Annotated in this window: 4 protein-coding genes and 1 pseudogene; 2 read left to right on the forward strand and 3 right to left on the reverse strand. The window is 45.8% G+C overall.

Annotated elements, in window-relative coordinates:
* The first annotated feature begins 996 nt into the window (after positions 1-996).
* Both ABGY95_RS00390 and aqpZ read left to right on the forward strand, forming a co-directional pair.
* Positions 997-1191 (forward strand): hypothetical protein, encoded by a 195-nt coding sequence (locus ABGY95_RS00390; RefSeq protein ID WP_347439700.1) that lies wholly within the window; start codon positions 997-999, stop codon positions 1189-1191.
* Between the two features lie 269 nt (positions 1192-1460).
* Entirely contained in the window at positions 1461-2150 is a 690-nt protein-coding gene (gene aqpZ / locus ABGY95_RS00395) for an aquaporin Z (RefSeq protein WP_347439701.1), read from the forward strand.
* Positions 2151-2178: 28 nt separating this feature from the next.
* Here aqpZ and ABGY95_RS00400 read toward each other — a convergent pair.
* The 3 genes and pseudogenes from ABGY95_RS00400 to ABGY95_RS00410 all read right to left on the reverse strand — a co-directional run.
* Positions 2179-2466: pseudogene (locus ABGY95_RS00400) on the reverse strand (thioredoxin-like domain-containing protein); the annotation flags it as partial.
* Between the two features lie 12 nt (positions 2467-2478).
* Positions 2479-2718 carry a hypothetical protein gene (locus ABGY95_RS00405; RefSeq protein WP_347439702.1) on the reverse strand — a complete coding sequence of 80 codons (240 nt, stop codon included), beginning with the start codon at positions 2716-2718 and terminating at the stop codon, positions 2479-2481.
* A gap of 46 nt (positions 2719-2764) precedes the next feature.
* Positions 2765-3268 (reverse strand): DUF1501 domain-containing protein (locus ABGY95_RS00410; RefSeq protein ID WP_347439703.1); only part of this gene is annotated, 504 nt, incomplete at its 5' end.

Consider the following 3268-nt stretch of genomic DNA (forward strand, 5'->3'; position numbering starts at 1 on the left):
CACCGGCGAGAGTTAGAAAATACTTCCATGGATCCAGCATTAAATATGCTGCCTAAAACGTTGCCCCATTAATAAAGGAGGTATCGCCAGTGAAGCCCTCAAAGGTATTCGTGTTATAACTGACATCGCCCCGGAAAATGATTTAAGCACCGTCCCTTGCTAGTCATTGAAAAAAAGGAATTAGAGCCTCGTTTGATTGAACTTTTTTAGAGCTCTAACACCACCAAGAAATGCGTTGATAAAACTCGAAGTCAAAGAGGCTCAGATGGAGCGACAAGGGGGGCAATTCTTACTAGAGAAGGACTTGCTTCTAAAAAGGGCGAACAGCTGGGAATAGATCTGAGCGAAAAGCTATGATTGATCATTGAAGGATTTTAAGGTTAAAAATGGTAAGAAAGTGAGGCCACCAAAGCCAGCCTCAGGAGTTAAAAGCCTGGTCGAAGTTCGAGCGGAAAGCTGGACAACGAGTGTGCCAGGGTGGACCAAAGTTGATACAGTCGCGCATTGCGGAGGAGATATGAGTAGTAGCTTTATTTGGACACTCACTAGTGTTGATGTGGCCAGCGTGTGGACAGAGCTCCGAGCTATATGGAATAGGAGGCAGCACGCCTCTTTACAGGGTTTGGAGTCAATTTATAAGAGCCAATCATTGAAGTTATTAGGGGTAGATAGCGATAATGGAGGCGAGTTTTTGAATTACTTTGTCTACGATTGCTTAAAGAAAAAGGAGATTCATCAGACTAGATCGAGGCCCTATTTTAAAAACGGTCAGGCCTATGTAGAACAGAAAAACTACACACATGTTAGAGGCTTTCTTGGATATGATCGTCTTTACCCTCAAGAGCAACTAACTGAGCTCAACGAATTGCTTAAGCTTTGGAGTCTATGCAAGAAGCTTTATAGCGTCACAATGAAGCAAGAGAGCAGAATCCGCGAAGGGGTAAAACATGTTCGCTAACACGCAAAGACGAGCCACTCACTGCTCAGCGACTACTAATGAGCGGTAGACTCTCAGATGAACACTCGTCGTTGATCGAGTATCAGCTCTCGACAAATAATCCATTTAAGATGAGAGCCGAGATCCGAAAGAGAGAAGACGCCTTTTGGGCAAAACGAGAACAGCTAATCAAAGAGGAGCAACACGAATCGCTTGCCTCGGAACAAAAACCAAAGAAGCGTAGAGTGTCCTAATTATGAGGCAACACTGTGAAAAATCAAAAAGGTGATTGACTGATTCTTCGTTACAGGTAAAATTTCAAGGTCGCGACAATTATAGGCGGCCCGATTGTGTGTCTCACCTGGTTTTTGGGTTTTTCCAGACGGTGCGCAATCGGGTCGCTTTTTTTATTTACCCTTGTCTGGTTTGCCACAGAGGTTGCAAGTAAAAGCTTCTGGTGCGCACTTATATTTTTTGTTATTTGTTAGGTATTAGGGAATCTTCCCAGCAACAGTATTGAAATATGAATAAATATATAGCTGAGTCCTTTGGGACATTTTGGTTGGTCCTTGGAGGCTGTGGTAGTGCCATATTGGCAGCGGGTATTCCTGATGTGGGAATTGGTTATTTAGGGGTGGCGTTGGCCTTTGGGCTGACGGTGTTGACGATGGCGTTTGCGATTGGTCACATTTCCGGTTGCCACCTCAACCCTGCTGTATCCATTGGCCTTGCGTTGAGTGGCCGCTTCAATAAGCAGGATATGGTTCCTTATATATTGGCTCAATTGGTGGGTTCGATTGTTGCAGGAGGAGTTTTGTATTTGATCGCTTCAGGCAATGAAAGTTTCAGTCTGGCTGGAGGGTTCGCCTCGAACGGTTATGGTGAACACTCGCCAAATGGTTATAATATGACCGCGGCTTTGATTTGTGAAATTGTGATGACAATGATGTTTCTTATCATCATTCTTGGAGCAACTGACGAGCGAGCACCGGCGCGCTTAGCTCCGATTGCGATTGGTCTGGGTCTCACCTTGATCCATTTGATCAGCATTCCGGTGACAAACACTTCTGTGAATCCAGCGCGCAGTACTGGTGTTGCAATCTTTGTTGGTGGATGGGCTATCAAGCAACTTTGGTTATTCTGGGTAGCTCCAATTATTGGAGCGGTACTTGGAGCTTTGGTTTACCGTGCGATTGCTGGTCAGAAAAAGTAGGTCTAGCTTCAAAAAAATTGGAACGTGATTACTTCTTCATCTTCGCTAGTTCAGCGAAAATTTTTTCTTTGCCTTTGGTGACGACTTTTCCGTCTTTCTTGAAAAGGACGAAGGTTGGTATGCTGAGTATCTCTATACTTCCGAAATGTACTTTTGATTTGTCGTCACTCAAAACTGTCGGCCATGGGAACGATTCTTTGTTTGCCCAAGCCAAAGCTTCTTCAATAGATTGGTCGTAACTCATCATCACGAGTTCGACTTTTTTGAGTCGGGTGATTTTGTCGTTATAGTATTTCACTAACTGTGAAACAGATGCGCGGCAGGGAGGTCACCAGCTCGCCGTGTAATAGACTATGTAGTGCGTGATCTTTTGGTTAACTTTCGTGGGGGAGTATTTGTCACCGTCCAGAATCTGAAGTTTACCCTTGAGTGTGTCGGCCACATTGACTGTGGGTAGCCCAGCGGAGGCTTTCTTTTTCTCTTCTGCATGTGCGTAACTGCTAAAGGCAACAGTGGCAGCAAGAAGCCCAAGGAGTATAGGGGTTTTAATCGAAAATCTAGTATACATAGTAGGTTGATCTATCCCCAAAACTTAACTCAGGGGGTGAATGGTCTTAGTGATTAGCTATGTGTGATCCATTGAGAATGTCCGTGACTACTTTGGCGGGCTCTACCCCTGTGAGTTTTTGTTCGAGGCCTTGGTAGAGGTAGGAAAATTTATGGAAGTCTAGGCCGCAGCGTTCGAGTATGGTGGCGTGCAGATCGCGTACGTGTACTTTTTGGTCGGGGGTGCTGATGTTGAAGGAGTATTCGTCTGTGTCACCGTAGACCATGCCGCCTTTGACTCCGGCCCCAGCCAACCAGAGTGAGAATGCGCGCGGATGGTGGTCTCGGCCGTAATTTGTCTCTGTGAGTTGGCCTTGTGAGTAGACGGTTCTGCCAAATTCACCACCACAGATAACGAGTGTGTCCTCCAGTAAACCTCGTTGTTTGAGGTCTTGGATGAGGCCGTAACATCCTTGATCGATGTCTCCACACTGTGATTTCATATCACGTGGTAGATTGCCGTGGGCGTCCCAGCCTCGGTGGAAAATTTGGGTGAAACGGACTCCTCGCTC

It is taken from the genome of Rubritalea sp. (assembly GCF_039830215.1).
Classification (GTDB): domain Bacteria; phylum Verrucomicrobiota; class Verrucomicrobiia; order Verrucomicrobiales; family Akkermansiaceae; genus Rubritalea.

Excerpts from the sequence above, each read along its gene's own strand:
- ABGY95_RS00390 (WP_347439700.1), top strand. The coding sequence starts at position 997 with ATGAGCGGTAGACTCTCAGATGAACACTCGTCGTTGATCGAGTATCAG.
- ABGY95_RS00405 (WP_347439702.1), bottom strand. The coding sequence starts at position 2,718 with ATGTATACTAGATTTTCGATTAAAACCCCTATACTCCTTGGGCTTCTT.
- aqpZ (WP_347439701.1), top strand. The coding sequence starts at position 1,461 with ATGAATAAATATATAGCTGAGTCCTTTGGGACATTTTGGTTGGTCCTT.